Below are 16,635 nucleotides of genomic sequence, written 5' to 3' on the forward strand. Positions count from 1 at the left end.
CTTTAGTAACAGACTCATTTTGTGATATCTTTTCTATGCTTGCACCCCTATTCAAACCTATAATATTGAGGAAGCCGCCATGCTAATAACCCAAAAGCATTTATCAAAGAGTTTTGATAATGAATTACATGAAGTGCTTGATTTGTTTATGCAAATGGGACACATGGCAGCAGAACAAATCCTGATTGCAACCCGTGCGTTATTAGCGGCCGATGAAGCGACCGCGAAAAAAGTGATTGCAGACGACCAGCTGATTAATCAGCTAGATATTAAAATCGATGAGCAAATAATTTTGTTAGTCACCAAGCGCCAACCCGCAGCAAATGACTTGCGTTTAGTGATGGCGGTTAGCAAAGGTATTGTTGACTTTGAACGTGTGGGCGATGAAGCAGAAAAAATCGCTCGTATGGCCTGCAAATTAATTAAAGACGGCGCTTCTCCAAGAGGATATTCAGAGGTTCAGCATTTATCCAATAAGGTGCACGTGATGCTACTTGATGCGATTGACGCCTTCTCGCATATGAATCCTCAGCAGGCATTTTCGGTATTGCAAAGTGATGCGGCGGTCAATGAAGAGTATCGATCTGCCACTCGAGCCTTGATGACCTATATTATGGAAGACAGCCGCCACGTGTCCAGAGTGATGAATATACTTTGGGTATTGCGCGCCCTAGAACGTGTGGGCGATCATGCTAAAAACATTGCTGAGCTGGTTATTTTTTGCACCAGCGGCAAAGATGTGCGGCATACAAATTTTATGCAAGTAGAAAAAATCGTCCAGCAAACCACGGATGCTGGTAGTAATAAATAGCATTTTCTTTATCGCACACGATGGTCCGTTTAGAACATAATCCGTTCAAAATAAAAAAGACACACTTTTAGTATCGTACTAACTATACATTTACGTATCAATTAGCCATCCTTGTTGGGTGGCAAACTCAATCTGTGCTGCTAGCCAGTCATGGATACTCGGAAAACTGTCTTTAATAAAGGCATGCGCCTCGCTCACTTGCGAACGTGTAACGCTAAGCTCAATCCAAGTTTTGCCATTGGTATTTAAATTGAGTAAAAATGGCAATAGACGATCAACTACTTTCAGCAGCTGGGTTTCTGTGCTACTGCCAGTTTCCTGCTCTTCCCAAATCTCATTCAAGTTACTAATGCCATTACCGCGCTCGCCTTGTAATCGAGCGATGCCGGCACGCTCTTCGAGATGCGCATCACCGCGTGTATCGGCATATAAAAAAGTATCGCCAGCATCAATCTCACCCAAATCATGTACCAGTGCCATTTTTAGCAATTTTTCCTGATTCACATCCAACTCGAACAATTCAGCGATTGACCAACATGCCATCGCTAAATGCCACGAATGCTCAGCAGAGTTTTCTAGACGATTAGCACCTGTCACATAACTGCGCCGATTCACCCGTTTAAGAGCATCTAATTCTAATAAAAAATGCGTAACGTCATGTATGTCGATATTGGAAGCGAGCGCTGAATGGGTCAATTGGCGGGATTTGATTGATGACATGATTATCTCTAGCATTTGGCAGGGAAATTTATAGCGCTCAAAGCTACCTTTGGGCACCGATATACATTATACCTTTTATGAGCGCTATAAAAGAGGATGCTAGTCTGTCGTTAATGATCGTTACCATTATAAAAAAATAGCGCTTATGTTAGTAAGCGCTATCTGTTCTACATCGAATGACAATAGCTATTTAATCAAATTACTGATGGTTTTAAAAGCAGGGTCTTTACTACTACGACATAGCTCAAACAGAATGGTTTCGACCGTAGTAATCACACCACCAGCACGGCGAATACGGCGAATCGCTTGCTTTTTATCATACGGAAAACGTGAGCCTACCGCATCACCAATAATGACCGGCTGCATACCGTTATCCAGCAAATCAAGCGCGGTTTGTAGTACGCAGACATGTGTCTCTACACCAAATAATAAAACAATGCTTCGATTTTGCTGGGCAAGATGATTCCATGAATCGTCATTGTCGCAGGCACTAAACGTGACTTTTTCAAAGCCCTTGGCATTATCGCCTTCTAATAATTCATAAATTTCAGGTAAGGTTTCGCCCAAGCCTTTTTTATATTGCTCATTAAGCATAATGGGAACATCAAGTGCTTGCAGACCTTTAATCAAAGTGGTTATTTTTTTGAGAATATTTTCGTGGTCATAGATATGCGGGGTCAGACGTTCTTGAACGTCAATTATCATCGCTTGGGTGTTTTCACGGTCAATACGGTAAGTACGATCAGTAATCATGGTGGACATAGTACACTCCTTGTACGGCTGAAGCTGAGGGCTCTCAACTGATTTAAAATTAGTATGAGGCTGAAAAATATAATTATTAATTACTTTCTCATTTAGTCATAGTTTGCTGATTTCGTCAATGGAGATAATCTATGGTAACAACTTATGAGCTTTTCATTCTAAACAACCACTATAGTCGATGAAAAGTAATATCGATACAACACGTATTGCTGGTGCAAATTTTTCTTGCTTGCTGTGCCTACGCAGACAGAGGCTGCAAAAAATTTACACCAGCAATACGGTAGCGACTTTAAAGTATTTCAACTATATAATCCATACATGCAAAAACCCCTAGTTATGATGACTAGGGGTTTTTATTATAGCGCTTAACTATTTTAAAATCCTTACAATACTACAGGCTTAAACACGCTCAATAATAGTCGAGATACCTTGACCAAGACCGATACACATCGTCGCTAGACCGATTTCAGTATCTGACTGCTCCATGGCGTTAAGCAATGTCACGGTGATACGAGCACCTGAACAGCCTAGTGGATGACCTAGCGCAATCGCACCACCGTTGATGTTGACGATGTCTTGCTTGTCAGTCAGGTTCAAAGCTTTAAGTACCGACAAACCTTGCGCGGCGAACGCTTCATTTAGCTCGATCGTTTGCATATCTTCGATGCTCATGCCAGCACGTTTAAGCGCTTTTTGCGTGGCAGGTACAGGACCGTAACCCATGATAGCCGCATCACAACCAGCGACTGCCATACTACGAATACGAGCACGTGGCTTTAGACCTAACTCTTTGGCTTTTTGCGCGCTCATGATGAGCATCGCTGACGCACCATCAGATAATGCAGATGAGGTAGCTGCAGTCACCGTACCACTTACTGGATCAAAGGCTGGACGTAGCTTTTGCATTTGCTCCATCGTCGCATCTGGACGAATCACTTCATCAACGGTACACAGTTGCAAGCGACCAGCCGCATCATGACCTTCGATACCGATGATTTCATTGTCAAAACGACCTTCAGTAGTCGCAGCCCACGCACGGCGATGTGACTCAAGACCAAAAGCATCCTGCTCTTCACGGGTAATGTTATTCATACGACCCAGCATTTCAGCGGTCAAGCCCATCATGTTTGAGGCTTTTGCGTAGTGCTTTGACGCTTCAGGGTTGAGATCAATGCCATGCATCATGCCGACGTGACCCATATGCTCAACACCACCGATGATGAACACATCACCTTGGCCTGTCATAATTTGGGCAGCAGCAGTGTGTAGCGCCTGCATAGAAGAACCACATAGACGATTAACGGTCTGACCGCCCGCTGTCTTTGGGATACCAGCCAGCAGACCGATGTTACGACCGATGTTTAAACCTTGCTCTAGCGTCTGGTTAACACAGCCCCAGATAATGTCTTCAACGTCACGTGGATCAAAGTCATTACGTTCAACCAATGCACGTACCAATTCAGCAGACATGCTATCAGCGCGGACATGACGGAACATACCGTTTTTGGTTTTACCCATTGCTGAGCGTACGCCATCTACGATGACCACGTCTTTTGGACTTAAAATTGTCATACTATCTTCCTTTTCAATTTTTATTGTCAGTGGCAGTACCGCAATACTCGCCTATCTAATTTAGAAGGTTATTGATAATGAATAAATTACCAGTAATCTTATCGAGCACGGGTACTGCACTTCAACCTAGTAATGACTGACCATTACGCGGTTGCGTAAAAGGTCTCGCCTGCTGCTGCCATGTCGCGAATCTTTTGCGGGGCTTCATAGGCTTTGCCAAGGTGCGCATATTTTTCACATAGTGCCAAGTAGTTATCTAAACCCATTTGGTCGATATAACGGCAAGGGCCACCGCGGAATGGTGGAAAACCAACACCCATGATCATCGCCATATCCGCTTCTGACGGCGTGCTGACGATGTTGTCTTCTAGGCAGCGTACGGTTTCATTACAGAAAGCCAGCATGGTACGGTCGATGATTGCTTGATCATCAAAGGTCTGTTTTTCGCTATCAGTCGTCGTTTTTAATAGCTCATAAGTGGCTTCATCAGCAACTTTCTTTGGCTTGCCACGTTTGTCCATTTCATACTTATAGAAACCAACACCATTTTTCTGACCTAGGCGTTTGTTTTCATATAAAAGCTCGATGGCACCTTTATAATCAGGCTTCATGCGGTCAGGGAAACCTTCTGCCATGACTTCTGCGCCATGAACACCCGTATCTAAACCAACAACGTCGATTAGATATGCAGGACCCATAGGCCAGCCGAATTTTTCCATGACTTTATCGACATGAGCAAAATCAGCACCTTGCTTAAGTAATAAATCAAAGGCGCCAAAGTATGGGAACAATACGCGGTTGACTAAGAAACCTGGGCAGTCATTAACGACAACAGGTACTTTACCCATTTTAGAGGCTAGTGCAACCGTGGTCGCAATCGCTTCTTCAGATGATTTCTCACCGCGGATAACTTCGACCAATGGCATACGGTGTACTGGGTTAAAGAAATGCATACCGACGAAGTTTTCTGGACGCTCAAGTGCTTCAGCCAAGAAAGTAATAGAGATAGTCGAAGTGTTTGAGGCTAGGATACAATCGTCTTTTACCAAGCCTTCAACTTCTTTTAATACCGCACGCTTCACATTTGGATTTTCTACCACTGCTTCGATAACGATGTCCGTTTCAGCAAAATCGCCATAATTCAAAGTAGGACGGATACGGCTTAAGGTTTCGCCCATTTTGGCGGGGGTCATCTTACCGCGATCAACCATTTTGCCCAATAACTTGCTGGCTTCGCCCATACCAAGGTCTAATTGCTCAGACTTGATGTCTTTCATGATGATTGGCAAGCCTTTGCTGGCTGCCTGATAAGCGATACCGCCGCCCATGATACCAGCACCCAATACTGCCGCTTCATTAATTTCATGTGCTTTTTTGCTGTGTTGCTTGGCTAATTTTTTAACCAACTGATCGCTTAAGAACAGACCAACCAAGCTTTCTGCTTGTGGGGTTTTCGCAGCTTTTGCAAAACCTGCCGCTTCTACTTCGATTGCTTTATCACGTGGTAAGTTAACGTGTTTTTCGATAGCAGCGATAGCAAGTGCTGGCGCAGGGTATTGCTTAGGATTGGCTTTGGCAAAAATCATACCTTTTGCACTGTTAAACGCCATCGCTTGTTCAAGCTGATTTAATTTAACAGCAACCAGCTTCTCTTCACGCTTCGCTTTCCAATCAAGCTCACCTGAGATACATTTTTTGACCAGATCAATGGCAGCATCTTGCAAATCATCAGCAGCAACGGTCGCATCAACCAAGCCTAGTTTTAGGGCATCAAGTGCTTTTTTAGGTGCACCCGTTGCAATCAGCTCAAGCGCATTATCGATACCAATGACACGCGTACTACGCACGGTACCACCAAAACCTGGGAAAATACCGAGTTGAGTTTCTGGTAGACCGATGATCGCTTTGTCACTCATGACACGATATTCGCAAACTAAAGTCATCTCACAACCACCGCCAAGCGCGGCGCCATTGATGGCAGCTACTTTCGGGAATGGTAGGTCTTCAAAGCGATTAAAGGCGTCATTAATATTAATAACCCAATCTTTGATTTCTTCTTCTGATTGCTTAAAAGAGGCCACAAATTCCGTGATGTCCGCACCAGCGATAAAGACGCCTTTGCTTGAAGTGACAATTAAGCCCTTAACGTCATCCGCTTTTTCTAACGCATTAACGACTTCAGCAAACTGCTTATTAGTCTCAGTATCAAACTTGTTCACGCTCTCATTTTCGGCGTTGTACTGCATGTTGGCGATGCCATCCTCTAGCATTGTCACCGTAATGCGATTTCCTTGGTATACCATGTGGAACTCCTTGCTATGTAATAAAGGCTGTGTAATAAAAGCTGTGTGATAAAATTTACAACTGAAAAGCTAGGTTTAAAAGATATAGCTGGTTATTGTTAGTAAAATGGATAATAGCCCTGCCAATCTGCACGCTTATAATGATAAATAGCATAACCATCATAAACATATGGATAGATTAAGCAGTAAATAGGTCTTTATGATTCAGCGCTTATCGTTAGGTACTCATTACTAAAATTGCAATAATGGATACCAATCAAGCATGGGTTTTATCAGCGCCTTTTGTGTAGAGAAGCGATAAAAAAACCCCTATCTCAAGCATCAGACTATGTGCACGCCAATTAGTGTAGGGGATTATGCCCCCGACTGTCACAAGCTAATACCATACTCACAAGTCACTCTTAAATCGTCAGTAGCCCTTTACCTGACTACCAATGTCGCTTAAGTGATTGTTTTTATATTGGAAGTAGACCGTGGTGATTGCTCTCTAAATGTAGCCTCTTATCAAAACATATTCAACCGCTACGTTAAATCGCCAATACGTAACGAGGGCTTGTTGTATTATTTCATGGCGCCTTTCATATTAAGCTTTCTGTTTTTGACACCAAACCTTCTATTTTTAATATGCAACTTTAAAAAATACGTTAGGGATGATACGCGTGCCATCAGGAATATAATCTATCATGTTACACTAACGATATTCTTATTATTCACCTGATAAAAGGTTGGGTTATGTCTGTTTCTTCTACGCCGAGCATTGTGCCTGTTAGCTTTATACCTTTTGATAGTACCGAGAAATTCCATCATGATGTGCGCACGCAATTAGCAAAAGATATCGAAGTGCTGTTTTCTTATGCTGAGTTGCCAAGTCCGCTGCTCGACGCTTGCCGTTATGTAATGACAGGTACCGGTAAATTGGTACGCCCGCTACTGGTTGCTAGCGCTTTTGCCAGCACTTATAGCCATAATGACACAATCGCCGATAAAGACAATGCATTGGCAACTTTGTTAGAAAACGACTCAGATTATGATATGTCGCGCCGTGCGGCGTTGGCGGTGGAGCTGCTGCATACTTATTCGTTGGTACATGATGACCTGCCTTGTATGGATGATGACGAGCTACGCCGTGGGCAGCCGACGGCTCATATTGTCTTTGCAGAAGCGACCGCACTGCTGGCAGGTGACGTATTACAGACATTAGCCTTTGAAGTGCTGACTGCTGAAATGCCCACCTTTGCGCCTTTTGATTCAGACATTGCTAGCCAGCTATTCGCCATATTTGCCCCACGTGCACGGCGTATGGTGTCGGGTCAAATGCTTGACCTGAATGCCGAAGCCACTACTGGCATTTCACAAAGCGATTTAGAAGCTATTCACCGTGATAAAACGGGTGCGTTAATTGAAGCGGCGATGCTAATGGGTGGCATCTGTGCTGGCGCTACTGCCACTCAAAGGATGGCATTGCAAGAGTGTGCGCAGCATATTGGTCTCGCCTTTCAAGTACAAGACGATATTCTGGATGTCACTACAAGTACTGATATGCTAGGCAAACCTGCCGGCAGTGATGAAAAACTAGACAAATCCACCTATGTAAAATTGATGGGTGTCGATAAGGCGACCAGCTATGCGCAATCGCTATTTGATGACGGACGCGCAGCACTTAATCGCGAGCTTAGCGGTAATAAAGACACTGATGCGCTGATGGCACTAATTGAATGGCTTTGGGCACGTAAAAAGTAGCCAAAAATTTAATCAGCAAAAACAGCAAAGGGTGGTCAACATGGATAGTGCCCCTACTCCGCGTATTTATCTTGGTACTGGCGGCTATAGCGATACCGACCTACTGGGTACGCTATATCCAACTGGCACCAAAAAGACGGACTTCTTACGGGAGTATGCCAAGCAATATGGCGCGGTCGAAATTAATAGCACTTTTTACGCGCCTATCGGACAAAAAGCATTTGCAGGCATGGTCAATAAAGCCTATACCGAATCAAATAGTGAATTGATATTCGCCGTCAAACTCCATCAAGACTTTACTCATGCACGCAAAGGCACTGCTGAACACGCCCAAGCTTTCCTTACTGCTCTCACGCCACTTATCGAAGCTGACTGTCTAGCGCCACTATTACTCCAATTCCCACATGGCTTTGACCGTACTCGTGATCATCGGCTATATCTCGCCAACCTTGTGAGCTGGTTTAAGGATTATCCATTAGCTATCGAGTTTCGTCATAATGGCTGGCATACGCCACAAGTGGTCGATAGCTTTATCGAGCAAGGTCTGATTTGGTGTAGCGTTGATTATCCCAAAGTCAGCGGACTACCACCGTCACGGCTGATATTCACTCAGCGTACTGGCTACCTACGGATGCATGGCAACAATCTAAACTGGTGGGATGCGATGAGTGCAGCTGATCGTCATGATTATCGCTATAGTAAAGCAGAGATGAACGACTGGGCGCAAGCGATTGCCAATCAACGTCAGCATTTTGATACGCTCTATATCTTCTTTCAAAATACCGTCAATGCCCATGCTTATTATAATATTGCGATGCTTAGGGAGGCGTTAGGTAAGTTTGGGTTTGAAGTATTGTGAAATTATATTTTCATATGGAATAAAATTGAGAATAATATAATAAAACTTTAGTTTGCTATCTTACTTAATAAGGATCGTTTATGAAAGACGTACGACACTCAATATCAATGAAGTTAACAGCTGATGTGTTTAAAACAATAAACACGGGAAACTCTGCTAAAAACATAATCGAAAAAAACAAAAGTATGCCTGATCCAATATTAAATATGGCAGGTCGACATGTGGGTATAAAGGAAGAACACTTGCCTATATATCGACAATTAGTACATGGTGAAAATAATGAGTTTCTTGAAAAACTGAAAGGTTTTAAGCATCAATTACAACCCGGCGACTTAATTCTTGTTACTGGTACTGGTACATCTTCCAAGACATTAGTTAAGTTGCAAAAAAGTTTCTATGAGAAAGCTAGGTCAAGTCATATTGCAGTAGTTCATTCCGAGTTTGTATGTGTTGATGCCATACCAAAAACAGGGGTCTCCTTAAGATTGGTTCCAGAAATACTTAGAAACGTTGAAAATAACTGGCGTGTCATTCGCCTAAAAAATATACCAGAATCAAGTCTTGAAAATATTAGCAAATCATGTATTTATTATACTGAACAACCATATTTAATATTTCTAAAACGTAAACCAGCTAAAAATTATTCTTACTGCTCTGAACTTGCTCGTAAGATATATATCAGTAGTGACATTAAAGAATGTGGTATCCCAAAAAAATCTATCATAAAACCTTGCGATTTTGACAACCTCGCCGATAGGAACAGTGAATGGGAAGATATAACTGAATCGGTTAGAAGCTATATCGATTTCTGTGTAGAGTATGAAGGTTTTTTGATGTTTATGAGTAAATTACTGCTAAACGGAATAAACCTTAATCGCCAAAGATTTGATGAGCGTACAGAAATTAAACGCAGTATAAGCAGGATGGTAAAGAAAGGTGAAATCACATCTCAAACTGCATCCAGAGTTAATGAAAATATAAAAACACGCGAAGACTCATTGAACTATAAATTTTGGAATAAATAGTTGAAATAGCAGTCTTATTTAACAAGAATAAGAGCAAAAAAAAGGACGCCTCTCAGCGTCCTTTTTTATCAATCAAAACCTTAAGTCTTAAAGCTTACGCTTCAACACCAGCATCTTGACCTTTATATTTTGCGTTTGCGTAGTCCCAGTTCACTAGCTTGTCTAGGAAGGTGTCAACATACTCAGGACGACGGTTACGATAATCGACGTAATAAGCATGTTCCCACACATCACAAGTCAATACCGCGATTTGGTCATGTGCAAGTGGCGTGTCAGCGTTAGCCGTTTTAGCGATTGACAATTTGCCACCGACTTTATCAGCGACTAGCCATGCCCAACCTGAACCGAATTGAGTCAATGCTGCGTTTTTGAACTCTTCACGGAATTTGTCATAGCTACCGAAATCTTCTTCGATTTTAGCTTTTAGATCGCCAGTAGGTTCACCGCCGCCGTTGTCTGGCGTCATGCAGTTCCAATAGAACGTGTGGTTCCATACTTGAGCTGCTTGGTTAAACATACCTTGTTTGCTGTCATCTTTGGCCGTTGCTACGATGATTTCTGACAAGGTTTTATCTTCTAGACCAGAACCCGGTAGCAATTCGTTCAACTTATTCACATAAGCAGCATGATGCTTATCATGATGAAACTCTAAAGTTTCAGCACTGATATGTGGCTCAAGTGCATCTTTTGCATATGGTAGTTCTGGTAAGGTAATCTTTGACATAATTATTTTATCCTTGCTGTTTAGCCGTTAATTTATAGAAACTGAGTATAGATATTGTATTTTACGCTATTTTTACCACGCAAAAAACCCTATAAAATAGATGGCTAAATTGGCTGAGTTTATTGTTTGAAATGAATGTTATCGTTTACTACGGGTTATTTCTTAACACAATATCACGTATTATTATGAATCCAAAATGAACTTAACTATTATTCTTTTCTTACTATGCATTCAAAAGCCAAATACTTGACTTTATAAGCATTTATTAACTTAATATTCACAAGCTATAAGATATAATCCACAATAGCTTGGCAGCTATTATAGCAATAGTAGCCATAAATCTCAGTTAACAAATGTTATAGACCATACAATCAATATAGCCATTGATTATTGGTAGCATGAGAAACCTACCTATCTTGGCGCTTTACACACTAGACGCTAGCATGATTATGAAGGCTAATAAGTACAAACTTTAAAAGATAGCCAAAAATTAACAGCCGATCAATCGAAATCTAAAAACCATATGACGGAATAATATTATGAGCGCTACCCACACATCACGACCATCTATCCCATCGACACTCACTAACCACTGGGTACTCGCCAGCAATAATAAAGGCAAGCTGGCTGAGTTTAAAAGGTTGTTCGCCGAAGCAAATTTGGATGTAACGGTAATACCGCAAGGACAGCTTGATATCGAAGATGCGATTGAAGATGGCTTGAGTTTTATCGAAAACGCCCTTATAAAAGCCCGTCATGCCAGTCGTATTAGTGGTTTACCTGCGATTGCTGATGATTCTGGCTTATGTGTACCAGTATTGGGCAACGCACCGGGAATTTATTCGGCGCGCTATGCAGGAGAGCACGGCAACGACAGTAAGAATAACGCCAAGCTCGTCACTGAGTTGCAACCTATTCGCAATGAGCAAGCTAACGAGCCTATTAAAGGGTTATTCGTTTGTGTACTGGCGATGGTGCGTCATGCTAATGATCCGCTACCGATTATCGCGCAAGGTTTATGGCAAGGTGAGATTTTAGCGACGCCGCATGGTGATGGTGGCTTTGGTTATGATCCGCTATTTTGGTTGCCAGAGCTACAGACGACGGCAGCAAGCTTAAGCGCTACGGATAAAAACAGCATCAGTCATCGTGGTCAAGCCATTCAGCAATTATTGGCGCAATTACCTTTATAAACCGCTCATCTCTTGTAGTTAGCCGATTCGATGCCATTTAATCCTCAGACCAGTAAATCAAGCGCAGAAATACAAAACGTATTTTAAATGAGATCAGCGATATATAGTTGAAATACTTTAAAGTCGCTACCGTATTGCTGGTATAAATTTTTTGCAGCCTCTGTCTGCGTAGGCACAGCAAGCAAGAAAAATTTGCACCAGTAGTACGTGTTGTATCGATATTACTTTTCACCGACTATAGCAGATTTGCCATATATAGAGGACAAAACAGATAATTTTTACTTTAATAAACAGATAGATTATACTGTTCTACTTTTAAAATTTTGTTGAAAGCCGTTAATTGTCTGCATAATTCACCAAAAAGCGTTATTATGCGACCTATTGACGGTGTATTATTGATATTTGATAGCGTCGACTAAGATAAAACATGTCGTATTTCAGAGCCAGCAGCGATTGCTAAAAGCATTGATTTCAGAACGACTCGCTATCACTATTCCCTATTTATTCCAACGGCAACCAGTCATACACGCCCATATTTTGAGGCATGGTTGTCTATTATTTAATCCTAAAGGTGTAATGATCATGGCTACAGATTTACAAGTCACAACCAACAAGTTATCTAACAAAGAAACGCAACTAACGGTTAAAGTACCCGTTGAAAAGATTCAAAACAAAGTGGAAGGCCGTATTCGCCAAGTAGCGAAAACTGCCAAAATTGACGGTTTCCGTAAAGGTAACGTCCCTATGTCGCATATCCGCTCTCAATACGGTGCTGGCATTCAACAAGAAGTGATCAACGATGTCATCCGTGATACCGTTTTTGAAGCGATCAAATCTGAAGACATCCGCGCCGTTGGCATGCCAAACATCGACGACGTAAAACTTGAAGATGATTTCTTGGTTTATCAAGCGACCGTTGAAATTTTCCCAGAAATTGATATTCAAGGTATCGATGAAATCGAAGTTGAGCGTCACACAGCGACGGTTAACGAAGAAGACGTTGACACCATGATCGAAAACCTACAAAAACAACGTGAAGAATTCGTTGAGAAAAAAGGTAAAGCAGACAAAGGCAATCAAGTCACTTTTGACTTTGAAGGCTCTATCGATGGCGAAAAATTCGAAGGCGGTTCTGCTGAAGACTTCAAACTGGTTATCGGTAGCAACCAGATGATTCCTGGTTTTGAAGCAGGCATCAAAGGCATGAAAGCTGGCGAAGAAAAAACCATCGACGTGACTTTCCCAGAAGATTATCAAGCTGAAAACTTGGCTGGTAAAGAAGCTCAGTTCAAAATCAATGTAAAATTGGTTGAAAAATCTAAGCTACCTGAAATGGATGATGCGTTCCTTGAGCTGTTCGGTGTTAAAGAAGGCGGCGTTGAGAAGTTAAAAGATGACGTTCGCAAAAACATGGAACGCGAAATCAAAAATGCTGCGCGTAGCCAAGTGAAACAAGCGACTTTTGATGCGTTGCTAGAAAAGAACGAGTTTGACGTACCAAACGCCATGCTAGAGCAAGAAATCGAGCGTCAACGCAACATGATGATGCAACGTTTTTCTCAACAGTTCGGTGCTAATGCTGATAGCTTCGATAAAGACATGTTACCAAATGAGCTATTCGAAGAGCAAGCGCTACGTGCTGCCCGTCTTGGCATCATCGTTGCTCGCGTTATCGATACCAAAGGCTTAGAAGTTGACCAAGCTCGCGTTGAGACTTTCATCAAAGAAGCGGCTGAAAACTACGAAGATCCAGCAGAAGTGATTGAGTACTACACAACTGATAAGCAACAGCGCGCTAACATTGAGTCTGTGGTACTAGAAGACCAAGTAGTCGATTATTTGATTGGTCAGGGCAAAGTAACTGACAAAGAAGTGAGCTACCAAGACCTATTAGCTGCTCAGCAACAACAGCAGCAAGCGATGTAATCTAGCTAGCCCTTTGCCATTCATTGGCACTGATTGCTAAGATTGCTCCAAAAATGCCCTAACACAGTGCCCTGACAAATTTGTTAGGGCATTTTTATTGGTGGCTTATATGCTATCTTTATGAATAGTTTATAGACAGCGCACTTGATAAATGCGCACAAACGCCTTATTAATAGGGAGTCATTTATTATTTTTCACATTAAAAAGTTACTATTAACACGATAAAAAAGTTACCATTAGCTCAATTATTTTTAGCGGCTAGCCTTTATCACCACTATTTATCAGCTATTGACGCGATACACGTTTCATTTAGCTTAATAGGTTTTATTATAAACCGACAATGTTTACAATGATAAACACCAATAAAAACTTAACCATTTTCTAGCTTCTACCTTTTAGCTTCTATCTTTATAAATAGGATATTTTTATGACAGATTATGATCGCATCACTGCCAACCCGCATTTTGATATGCTGATGAGTGCACACAACCATGTGCAGAGCACCACTCAAAGCGCCTTGGTTCCTATGGTGGTTGAGCAATCAGCTCGTGGTGAACGCTCGTTTGATATTTTCTCGCGTCTACTGCGTGAGCGCGTTATCTTTTTGACCGGTCAAGTCGAAGACCATATGGCCAATCTAATCGTCGCGCAGCTGCTATTTTTGGAAGCTGAAAACCCTGATAAAGACATTCATTTATATATCAACTCACCAGGCGGCTCGGTCAGTGCTGGTTTGGCCATTTTTGATACGATGAACTTTATCAAACCTGAAGTATCAACCATCTGTATGGGCGGTGCGTATAGCATGGGCTCATTCTTGCTGGCCGCTGGTCAAAAAGGCAAACGTTATGCATTGGCTAACGCTCGCGTCATGATTCACCAGCCTTCAGGCGGTGCGCAAGGTCAAGCAACGGATATCGAAATTAATGCGCGTGAAATCCTGAAAACTCGTGCTCGTTTAAACGAGATTTTGGCTGAGCGTACGGGTCAATCGGTAGAGAAAATTGAAAAAGACGTCGAGCGTGATTATTGGCTAGATGCTAAAGAAGCCAAAGAGTATGGTCTGATTGATGAAGTGTTAGAGCGTCGCCCTGCTTCTTTATAATAGCTACTCTTTAGCAGCCGTATCCATGTAGCTAGTAGCCTGCCCTCATGCTTAAGTACTACATATTAGGCACTTAAGCGGTGATGCAAACATCAGAATATTTATAAGCATTGAATTTTAGGAGCGCCTTTTATGGCAGAAGATAACACCCCGCTGTGCTCGTTTTGCGGCAAAGAAAAAAGTGAAGTGAAGCAGCTGATTGCTGCTGACGATGCCAATATTTGTAATGAATGTATTGAGCTATGTACTGACCTTATCGCCGACAGTGATGAAAATACTGATGACGATAGCGACATTGATACCTCTTGGGTTAATAAAAAACTACCAACACCAAAAGAGCTACGCGCCAAGCTTGATGAGTACGTTATCGGACAGGACGCTGCCAAAAAAGCGTTGGCAGTTGCGGTTTATAACCATTATAAACGCCTAAAAGTGAGCCAAACCTTAGCCAATGACAGTAAAAAAGCTAAAATCGGTGCTGCTGATGCGATGGTTGAACTGGCAAAGAGTAATATCTTGCTGATTGGTCCGACAGGTTCTGGTAAGACATTACTTGCGCAAACTTTAGCACGCCTACTTGATGTGCCTTTTGCGATGGCAGATGCGACGACTTTAACCGAAGCAGGCTATGTCGGCGAAGACGTTGAAAACATCGTACAAAAGCTACTACAAGCATCAGATTATGATGTCAGTAAAGCTGAGCAAGGCATTATCTATATTGATGAGATTGATAAAATCAGCAAAAAGGGTGACAACCCTTCTATCACGCGTGATGTGTCGGGCGAAGGCGTTCAACAAGCTCTGCTAAAGCTTATTGAAGGTACGGTCGCTGCTATTCCGCCACACGGTGGTCGCAAGCATCCACAGCAAGAGCTGATCCAAGTCGATACCAGTAATATCTTGATTATCGTTGGTGGCGCGTTTGCCGGTCTTGATAAAGTTATTCAGCAGCGTACTGAAAAAACAGGTATTGGCTTCAATGCCGATGTCAGCTCAAAAGATGATAGCCGTCGTAGCTCAGAGCTGCTTCAACAAGTAGAGCCTGAAGATTTGATCAAGTTTGGACTTATCCCAGAGCTCATCGGTCGTCTTCCTGTACTTGCTGCGCTTACGGAGCTGGACGAAGATGCGTTGGTTCAAATATTGACGGAACCTAAGAATGCATTGGTTAAGCAGTATAAGTATCTGTTTGATATGGAAGGCGCTGATATTACGTTTACCAAAGAAGCACTTGATGCGATTGCTAAAAAAGCCATGGCACGCAAAACTGGTGCTCGTGGACTGCGCTCTATCGTTGAAAACGCCCTGTTAGAGACGATGTATGAGCTGCCTTCTATGAAAAATGCCAAGACAGTACTCGTCGACGAGCAAGTGATTAACGAAGGCAAGACTCCTGAGATTGCTTAGCTGCTTAGCAATTGTAGGTTTACTAACAGCCTTAGTCGATCGTTTTTATTAGCAAGCAGTGATGTTAAAATTTTAAAAAAAAGCGCTCAAACACAATCTATGTTTGAGCGCTTTTTTTATGATGCATACAAGCACTTCAATTTAAAAGAAGCAAAGATATAATATAGTCGGTGAAAAGTAATATCGATACAACACGTATTGCTGGTGCAAATTTTTCTTGCTTGCTGTGCCTACGCAGACAGAGGCGGCAAAAAATTTACACCAGCAATACGGTAGCGACTTTAAAGTATTTCAACTATAGTGCTTTTGCTTTCAATTTTAAAACACTTTACATATTTGTATTTGATACAATAATGTTACTAGCAACTTACCGATTAATTATTTGCTATGTTTTGATAACTGTTTTTTTAATAACTAGGCTTAGGCTGCTGAGCGGCGAATACTGTATTAAAGAACTGAGACTACCTGTTGGTTCTATAACATTTAAA

Annotated in this window: 13 protein-coding genes; 8 read left to right on the forward strand and 5 right to left on the reverse strand. The window is 42.0% G+C overall.

Features of this window, described 5'->3' with window-relative positions:
* Positions 1-79: 79 nt before the first annotated feature.
* On the forward strand, positions 80-811 hold the full coding sequence (phoU, locus tag PSYC_RS09985) for a phosphate signaling complex protein PhoU (protein WP_011281187.1): 732 nt from the start codon (positions 80-82) through the stop codon (positions 809-811).
* Between the two features lie 90 nt (positions 812-901).
* Here the strand turns inward: phoU and PSYC_RS09990 are convergent, their stop codons facing one another.
* The 4 genes from PSYC_RS09990 to fadB all read right to left on the reverse strand — a co-directional run bounded on the left by PSYC_RS09990 (position 902) and on the right by fadB (position 6,168).
* The gene (locus PSYC_RS09990) at positions 902-1,531 is read right to left on the reverse strand and encodes an HD domain-containing protein (RefSeq protein ID WP_041758067.1); all 630 of its coding nucleotides are present in this window, start codon (positions 1,529-1,531) and stop codon (positions 902-904) included.
* Positions 1,532-1,717: 186 nt separating this feature from the next.
* Positions 1,718-2,293, reverse strand: a complete 576-nt coding sequence (locus tag PSYC_RS09995; RefSeq protein ID WP_011281189.1) for an isochorismatase family protein — start codon at positions 2,291-2,293, stop codon at positions 1,718-1,720.
* 399 nt (positions 2,294-2,692) lie between these two features.
* The gene (gene fadA / locus PSYC_RS10000; protein WP_011281190.1) at positions 2,693-3,865 is read right to left on the reverse strand and encodes an acetyl-CoA C-acyltransferase FadA; all 1,173 of its coding nucleotides are present in this window, start codon (positions 3,863-3,865) and stop codon (positions 2,693-2,695) included.
* Between the two features lie 143 nt (positions 3,866-4,008).
* On the reverse strand, positions 4,009-6,168 hold the full coding sequence (gene fadB, locus PSYC_RS10005) for a fatty acid oxidation complex subunit alpha FadB (protein ID WP_011281191.1): 2,160 nt from the start codon (positions 6,166-6,168) through the stop codon (positions 4,009-4,011).
* A 732-nt stretch (positions 6,169-6,900) separates the two neighbouring features.
* Between fadB and PSYC_RS10010 the strand changes: the two genes are divergently transcribed.
* From PSYC_RS10010 to PSYC_RS10020, 3 genes are all read left to right on the forward strand, one after another.
* A complete protein-coding gene (locus tag PSYC_RS10010; protein ID WP_011281192.1) occupies positions 6,901-7,908 on the forward strand; it encodes a polyprenyl synthetase family protein in 1,008 nt (335 codons plus the stop codon).
* 40 nt (positions 7,909-7,948) lie between these two features.
* Complete coding sequence (locus PSYC_RS10015) at positions 7,949-8,767, forward strand: DUF72 domain-containing protein (protein WP_011281193.1); 819 nt, start codon at positions 7,949-7,951, stop codon at positions 8,765-8,767.
* 80 nt (positions 8,768-8,847) lie between these two features.
* A complete protein-coding gene (locus PSYC_RS10020; RefSeq protein ID WP_011281194.1) occupies positions 8,848-9,792 on the forward strand; it encodes a YiiX/YebB-like N1pC/P60 family cysteine hydrolase in 945 nt (314 codons plus the stop codon).
* A gap of 94 nt (positions 9,793-9,886) precedes the next feature.
* On the opposite strand, the gene PSYC_RS10025 is transcribed toward PSYC_RS10020, so the two are convergent.
* Complete coding sequence (locus PSYC_RS10025) at positions 9,887-10,516, reverse strand: superoxide dismutase (protein ID WP_011281195.1); 630 nt, start codon at positions 10,514-10,516, stop codon at positions 9,887-9,889.
* Positions 10,517-11,055: 539 nt separating this feature from the next.
* Here PSYC_RS10025 and rdgB point away from each other — a divergent pair.
* The 4 genes from rdgB to clpX all read left to right on the forward strand — a co-directional run bounded on the left by rdgB (position 11,056) and on the right by clpX (position 16,147).
* Positions 11,056-11,709, forward strand: a complete 654-nt coding sequence (gene rdgB, locus PSYC_RS10030; protein WP_011281196.1) for an RdgB/HAM1 family non-canonical purine NTP pyrophosphatase — start codon at positions 11,056-11,058, stop codon at positions 11,707-11,709.
* Positions 11,710-12,291: 582 nt separating this feature from the next.
* Entirely contained in the window at positions 12,292-13,635 is a 1,344-nt protein-coding gene (gene tig / locus PSYC_RS10035; protein ID WP_011281197.1) for a trigger factor, read from the forward strand.
* A 427-nt stretch (positions 13,636-14,062) separates the two neighbouring features.
* Entirely contained in the window at positions 14,063-14,740 is a 678-nt protein-coding gene (clpP, locus tag PSYC_RS10040) for an ATP-dependent Clp endopeptidase proteolytic subunit ClpP (protein WP_011281198.1), read from the forward strand.
* Between the two features lie 132 nt (positions 14,741-14,872).
* Positions 14,873-16,147, forward strand: a complete 1,275-nt coding sequence (gene clpX, locus PSYC_RS10045) for an ATP-dependent protease ATP-binding subunit ClpX (protein WP_011281199.1) — start codon at positions 14,873-14,875, stop codon at positions 16,145-16,147.
* The last annotated feature ends 488 nt before the right edge of the window (positions 16,148-16,635 follow it).

The sequence above is a fragment of the Psychrobacter arcticus 273-4 genome (assembly GCF_000012305.1).
In the GTDB taxonomy this organism is placed as follows: Bacteria; Pseudomonadota; Gammaproteobacteria; order Pseudomonadales; family Moraxellaceae; genus Psychrobacter; species Psychrobacter arcticus.